Below are 6,387 nucleotides of genomic sequence, written 5' to 3' on the forward strand. Positions count from 1 at the left end.
CAGCATATTAGCATTTTTATTTTTTCAGCCCTTTTAAGAAAGAACTTGCGGCATTTGAAGCGGCTTGAGAAGCCTTATTTTTTGCAGCATCGCCCGTTTTTTTCTTAAGTTCAGACTGTTTTTGACTAAGCTGTTTTGAAATAGAATCAAAACTGTTTTTCTGACCGTCAAGCTTTGCAGAAATATCGCCAAACTGAGAAATATATTTTTTTGCAGTTTCTGAAGAAGCAATCTGCTCATTCAACTTTGCAGCCACATCTTTTTTCACATTCTCAAATTCGGCATTTGCAACGCTGGAAATTGCATCTGCAAGAAGAGTGTCAAAATTCGTATCCAGTTTTAAACCAACGCCTGATTTTTCGCTAAAAGAAAAACCTGCTCCAAGATTAAGAGACTTGATTGATTTTAGCGCGGTCGTATAAATTCTCGTTGCAGTTTCTGAGCCAAGTTCTCCGCCAGTTACAGCCGCAGGATTCATATTAAGCTTTGCATTTCCAGAAAAACTAAAATCCGAATCCGCAACAATAGATGCGCTGACATTCGATTTTCCTTCAAACTTTGGAATAACGTCCGAAGCGCCTTTTTTTGACAAGTCAAGACTCAAAGGAAAGTTGCTTCCAGAATATCCGGCTTCGACAAGATGCGCTTTTGTTCCTGTTCTTGCGTCAACCGTAAGATTAGCATTATGAACACACTGACTTTTCTTTACGCTGCCCTTTACAATCCAAGGTTCGCCGCGTTTATTCATATCGCTTGAAATATTTGTGGCAAAAAGTTCGATTCCGCTGCCAGAACCATGAACTTTTTCGACAAGAAGTTTCGGAACCGTGTCTTTTTTCCAATAAACGTAACGGCCGGCAAAGCGTTTGCTTTCTTTTTTCGCCTTTTCAACTGCTTTTTTATTGGCATCTTCTTTTTCTTTAGCATTTCCACCCGAAGCTTTCATAGAAGAAGCATAGGAAATCAAATCTTTTAAATACGGATAATACTGTCCCAAAAGAGCGTATCCGGCCTGGTTTATAGAATCGTTCAGAGCCGACTTTGCTTTTTTTGGATCAAGAATAGAAACCTGGGCAGAAAGAAGATTTTTGTCGGAAGCGATTGAATCTTCAAGTTTTTTCTGCAGCTGCTTTATTTTTTTCTGGTCACCTTCAAAAGAAGAAAGAGTTGTTTCCATATCGGCCTTTGCTTTTTTTACGGTAGAACCGGCTTGTTCAATCTGTTTTAAGAGAGAAGGAATTTCTGCCGGACTTACCTTAGAAACATTCAAATTTGAAAGCGATTTTGTTGCATTCTGAACTTCTTCAACGCTCTTTTTTAACTCGTCTGGTTTATTTTTCCAGTTTTCGACAAGAACCTTTAATTCCTCCTCGACTTCTTTTGCAACTTTTTGCGACTGGAGATTTTCCTTTATATTTTCTGCAATTGCCGCCGGATCATACATTGTAAAAAGCTCCGTAATTGCTTTTTTTGCGGCGTCAGGATCAGTTCCGATTTTTTCTTTAAGAGAATCATAAAAACCAGTCGAATCGTTTTTCTTTGCCTTTTCACTTTTATCTTTCGGCTTTATAGCAAGTTTTCCGCTCGTTTTCCGCTCTGTTCCAAGTTCAATTCCTGTAATTTCGATGTTTTGAGCATGAAATTTTGCCTGCAAAAGATTTGTCAGATTGAAATTTAAATCGAGGCGTTTAAATTCAAAAAGATTTTTAAATTCATCATCGCTCGAAGCCTGGGCAAAATTTTCGATGGTAACATGAGAATCAAAAAACTGAATATCTACAGAACCCACATCGCACTTTGCGCCAAAAATTTCCTGCATTCCGCTTGTAATAGCCATTTTTGCAACAGGATTTTTAAAAATAGTTACTGTAATCCCAAGCGCAGCAATTACGGCGGCAACCGCAATAAAAGGAACAACCTTTATTCTGCCTTTGTTTGCCTTAATCTGTTTTGCAAGAAGCTTAAGTCGCTTTATTTCTTTTTTTGTAAATTCAGATTCAGCAGGAACACAAAGAACATCCCTGCCTTTTTTGTCCTTCGCCTGCTTAAAAAGCGAAGAAACATAAGTTTTGTCGGCAGGAACATAGAGTTTTTTTTCTATTTTGCCTCCAAAATTTTTAGACGAATATGCTTTTTTAAAAATCGAAGGAAGTTTTGAGCGCGGATATTTTTTTTCGATTTTTGGAGCCTTTGTTTTTTTTATTTTTTTAGTTTTTTCAGCCATTACCGCTCTCCCGCCATTGAAGCAATTTTAGAAATCAAAGGAAGTTTATTTATAACCTTGAATATTTTTGAGTTGCGGATAAAGTCAGCCGCGTATTTTCTCCATACAAAAACAAGAAGTCTTGCAAATGCATAAAGAGGAATATATAGAAGAATTCCGCACAAAAAACTTCCCATTACGACAGTATTGTTGAATTTTGTGAACGCAACAAAAGGAATTTCGATAAGACGCTCAAAAAAAGTCGCAAGCGAAGGAAGCGTCAAAAACCAGTACCCGATGCTGTCAAAAAGACCGTCAAAAGCAGGCGAAACAGCAGAGCCAAGCAAAATCATTAAAAGATAAGAAGGTTTATTTATCCTTACAAAAAGAATAAAAACCAGGACCAAATACCATAAAAGGTTATTCTTTGGCATAAGACCAAGAATTGCGCCGCAGGCAAAGGCATGGGCGATTTCGCCAGGATTTACATTGCCGTTAAAAGCCTTTAAAAGTTTTATAAGTTTATTTAACATTCTTTCATTTTACCACAACAGTTTAAAATGTTACAATTAAATAAAAAGAATAAAAATCAGGACTTTTATGAAAAATTCTACTTTTATAATTGCAGAAATCGGAACGGCGCACGGCGGAAATTTTGAAAAAGCCGTAAAGCTTATGGACGCGGCGGTTGAAGCCGGAGCGGACGCCGTAAAATTTCAATGGGTTTATGCTGACGAAATTTTGCATCCAAACACAGGTTTTGTAGAGCTTCCCGGCGGAAAAGTGCGGCTTTACGACCGTTTTAAGGCTCTCGAAGTAAAAAGCGAATTTTTCAAAAAATGCAGTGATTACGCCCGTTCAAAAAAAGTAAAATTTATCTGCTCGCCTTTTGGACTAAAATCTCTTGAAGAACTTTTAAAAATTGAGCCGGACTATGTAAAAATTGCAAGCCCGGAACTAAACCATTTTCCGCTTTTAAAAGCGCTTGCAGAATACCGCGGCGAACAGAAAAAAAACGGCAAAAAAGCAGTTCCTGTAATAATTTCGAGCGGAGTTTCCGAACTAAAAGACATTCAAAACGCGATTGGTATTTTGGGAACTGAGCAAATTACACTTTTGCACTGCATAACTTTTTATCCGGCTCCCGAAGATGAATACAACCTGCGCGTAATAAAAACTCTCAGCAAAAAATTTGGAATCGGCTGCGGAGTCAGCGACCATTCCCTCGATCCTGTTCTGGTTCCCTGCCTTGCGGTAAGCCAGGGCGCAAAAATGATTGAAAAACACATAACCTTAAGCAAAGAAACTGACGGACTTGACGATCCTGTGGCGCTTACAGCGGAACAATTCGGATTTATGTGCCACACAGTCCACCAAAGCGATGCGGTTCTGAGGCATTACGGAGCTGAACAAGGAGAAATGGAAATAATCAGGCAGATGGGCGAAACTTACGGAAAAGAGCGCGTCGAAAAAATTTTGGGAAGCGGAAAAAAAGAGCTTGCGCCTTCCGAAAAGCAAAACTACGGACGCACAAACCGGAGCCTGCACTTTATGAACGACATGAAAGCTGGTGAAAAAATAAAAAACGGGGATGTCGCGGTTTTGAGGACAGAAAAGGTTCTAACGCCTGGAATAAGCCCGAAGTTTCTTGAAGAAATTACCGGAAAAACGCTCAAACACGAAGTAAAAGCCGGCTCTGGCGTCAATTTTGAAGATTTTGCTGAATAAAGGCTTAAAAAAAGAACACAAAACGACAAAAAGGTGCGGACAAAAAAAATATTTATGAAGGAACAAATTCTAGCCCGTGCCGGAACAGCGCGCAAGCGTCCGCAAAGCGGATGAAGCGGCAGCGCAACTGTGCAGGGACGGTCGCAGGCAGGAAATGCGCTCCAATTTTTTTGTTTGTATAAAGTGCTTTTTTTTTGTATCATATTGAATTATGGCTAGTTTAATTCAACCGCGCGTGCTTAAAGGCTTCCGCGACATTTTACCGGAAAACGAAATTGAACGTTCCGGACTTATGGAAAAAATTACAAAGGTTTACCGCTCATACGGTTTTGTTCCTATCGACACTCCAGTTCTCGAATATTCTGAAATTCTTTTGAGAAAATCCAACGGCGAAACAGAAAAACAGGTTTTTAGATTTTTGGATAACGGAAAACGTGATGTTGCCCTGCGTTTTGATCTGACTGTTCCTTTTGCGCGTTTTACCGCAGAACACGAGAGCGAGCTTTATTTTCCTTTTAAAAGATACCATCTTTCAAAAGTCTGGCGAGGCGAAAAACCACAGGCTGGACGTTACCGCGAATTTATACAGTGCGACATTGACACAGTAGGCTCGGATTCCGCTGCGGCTGATTTTGAAATTCTGAGCATTATGCGTGCGGCTCTTGCGGAAATAGGAGTAAAAGACATTACAATTCACGTAAATCACCGCGGGATTTTTAACCGTTTTCTTGAAAAACTCGGAGCTGCAGAAAAATCAGAAGACATTTTGCGTTCAGTTGACAAGCTTGCAAAGGTCGGAAAAGAAGAAGTAAAAAAAGAGCTGGTTGAATATACTCAGTCCGAAGAAAAAGCAGAGCAGATTTTGACATATATTTCCGGCTCCAACGACTTTGACTCGACTTTGAGCATGATTGAGCAGATGGCAGGCGGAGAAGACAGCGACAGCCAGAGAATGCGCGATATTTACAATATGATGAAGGCGGCAGGAATAGAAGCAACTTACGTTCTGGATCCTTCGATTACGCGCGGACTTGATTATTATACCGGCGTTGTTTACGAAACTTTCTTAAACGAACTTCCGTCAATCGGCTCTGTATGTTCTGGAGGACGCTACGACAACCTTGCAGGCCTTTACACAAAAACAAAACTTCCGGGCGTAGGAGCTTCGATCGGGCTCGACCGTCTTCTTGCAGGTCTTGAGCAGCTTGGAAAAACAGGCAAAAAAGGAAGCTATCTCGATGTGGAAATCTACTGCATGGACAAATCGCTTGCCGTTCACTATCAGGGAATTGCAGAAAAATTGCGCCAAAAAGGAATCAACGTAGAAGTTTTTCCGGAAGCGAAAAAAATGGCGCAGCAATATGCGGTAACAGATGCAAAGACAGTTCCATGGGGAATTTTAATCGGAACAAACGAAGCCGAAAAAAATGTTTTGACCTTAAAAAAACTTGCCACACGTGAGCAGTTTGAAAATTTGACGGTTGAGCAGGCGGCGGAAAAAATTCTTTCAGAAAAATAGTCTTGAATAATTTTATCTGCCAACAAAAAAAAACATATCAGGAGGAGAAAAAATGGGATTTTTAAAAGATAAGGTAGCAATTATAACAGGCGGCGGAAAAGCAGTTTTGAGCGACGGAACTTGCGGCTCAATCGGATACGGAATCGCCACAGCATACGCAAAAGAAGGCGCAAACCTTGTGATTACAGGACGCAACCTTCAAAAATTAAACGATGCAAAATCCGACCTTGAATCAAAATACGGAATAAAAGTTCTTGCCGTGCAGGCAGATGTAAACGCAGGAGCAGACAATGAAGCGGTTGTAAACGACGTTGTAAAGCAGGCTGTTGAAAAATTCGGCAGAATTGACGTGCTTATAAACAATGCCCAGGCCTCGGCTTCCGGAGTTCCGCTTGCCGAGCACACAACAGACCAGTTCAACCTGGCTCTTTATTCCGGACTGTACGCGGCATTTTACTACATGAAAGCCTGCTATCCATATTTAAAGGAAACAAAAGGAACAGTAATCAATTTTGCTTCCGGCGCGGGATTATTCGGAAACTACGGACAGTGCGCATATGCCGCCGCAAAGGAAGGAATCCGCGGACTTTCGCGCGTTGCCGCAACAGAATGGGCGCCAGACGGAATCAACGTGAACATAGTCTGCCCTCTTGCCTGGACAGCCCAGCTCGAAAAATTCCAGGAATCATACCCGGACGCATTCAAGGCAAATGTAAAAACTCCTCCAATGGGACACTTTGGCGACGTAGAAAAAGAAATCGGCCGCGCTTGCGTACAGCTTGCCTCGCCAGACTTTAAATATATGAGCGGCGAGACAATCACACTTGAAGGCGGAATGGGCCTAAGACCATAAACACAAAAAAAGGGAAAGTCTCCCCTTGCGGCCGCACTGCGTTGCGCCCTATCCCCTCTGCGGGGACACCCCGCAACTCCCCGA

5 protein-coding genes are annotated in these 6,387 nt (G+C 41.3%); 3 read left to right on the forward strand and 2 right to left on the reverse strand.

Annotation, left to right across the window (positions count from 1 at the left end; all coding sequences use genetic code 11):
• Positions 1–16: 16 nt before the first annotated feature.
• Positions 17–2,224, reverse strand: a complete 2,208-nt coding sequence (locus B4N75_RS05480) for a TIGR03545 family protein (RefSeq protein ID WP_296706806.1) — start codon at positions 2,222–2,224, stop codon at positions 17–19.
• Entirely contained in the window at positions 2,224–2,736 is a 513-nt protein-coding gene (locus B4N75_RS05485; RefSeq protein WP_296022003.1) for a TIGR03546 family protein, read from the reverse strand. The genes B4N75_RS05480 and B4N75_RS05485 overlap by 1 nt, the downstream gene beginning before the upstream one ends.
• 67 nt (positions 2,737–2,803) lie before the next feature.
• On the opposite strand from B4N75_RS05485, the gene B4N75_RS05490 reads away from it, so the two are divergent.
• The 3 genes from B4N75_RS05490 to B4N75_RS05500 all read left to right on the forward strand — a co-directional run bounded on the left by B4N75_RS05490 (position 2,804) and on the right by B4N75_RS05500 (position 6,303).
• On the forward strand, positions 2,804–3,931 hold the full coding sequence (locus B4N75_RS05490) for an N-acetylneuraminate synthase family protein (protein ID WP_296706808.1): 1,128 nt from the start codon (positions 2,804–2,806) through the stop codon (positions 3,929–3,931).
• 211 nt (positions 3,932–4,142) lie between these two features.
• The gene (hisS, locus tag B4N75_RS05495) at positions 4,143–5,450 is read left to right on the forward strand and encodes a histidine--tRNA ligase (RefSeq protein ID WP_296667075.1); all 1,308 of its coding nucleotides are present in this window, start codon (positions 4,143–4,145) and stop codon (positions 5,448–5,450) included.
• Positions 5,451–5,502: 52 nt separating this feature from the next.
• Positions 5,503–6,303, forward strand: a complete 801-nt coding sequence (locus B4N75_RS05500; RefSeq protein ID WP_296667073.1) for an SDR family NAD(P)-dependent oxidoreductase — start codon at positions 5,503–5,505, stop codon at positions 6,301–6,303.
• Positions 6,304–6,387 lie beyond the last annotated feature (84 nt).

The sequence above is a fragment of the Treponema sp. UBA7570 genome, from assembly GCA_002477955.1.
In the GTDB taxonomy this organism is placed as follows: domain Bacteria; phylum Spirochaetota; class Spirochaetia; order Treponematales; family Treponemataceae; genus Treponema_D.